Here is a 418-nt window from a genome sequence, read left to right as displayed (position 1 = left end):
CTGTGGGCCATGTTCCTCTGCCTGCTGTCCGGCTTCGCGCTGAGCCAGGCCTTCCGCACGGTCACCAGCATCATCGCCACCGGCCTGCAGGCCGACTTCGGCATCTCGCCCGATTCGCTCGGCGCGTTCGCCGGGCTGTTCGGCCTCTCGTTCGGCGTGACCCAGCTGCTCATGGGCATCGGCATGGACCTGTACGGCCTGCGCCGCACGGTGCTGACGGCGTTTCCCCTGGCGGTGATCGGCGCGGCCGTCTCCGCCGCCGCGCCGAGCTACGGCTGGCTGATGCTGGGGCAGATGCTGATCGGCGTGGGCTGCTCACCGGCCTTCCTGGCCTGCACCGTGTTCATCGCCCGGCACTTTCCGGCCCAGCGCTTCGCCTTCTTTTCGGGCGTGGGCATGGGCGTGGGCGGCCTGGGCC

At 70.6% G+C, this 418-nt stretch carries 1 protein-coding gene; it reads left to right on the top strand.

Annotation, left to right across the window (positions count from 1 at the left end):
• The coding region (locus tag E0L35_RS25755) for an MFS transporter (RefSeq protein ID WP_212751725.1) at positions 1 to 418 on the top strand (418 nt) is incomplete at both ends.

The organism is Halomonas sp. ATBC28 (assembly GCF_005937175.1).
Classification (GTDB): domain Bacteria; phylum Pseudomonadota; class Gammaproteobacteria; order Pseudomonadales; family Halomonadaceae; genus Vreelandella; species Vreelandella titanicae.
This window is presented reverse-complemented; position numbering and strand designations above follow the sequence as displayed.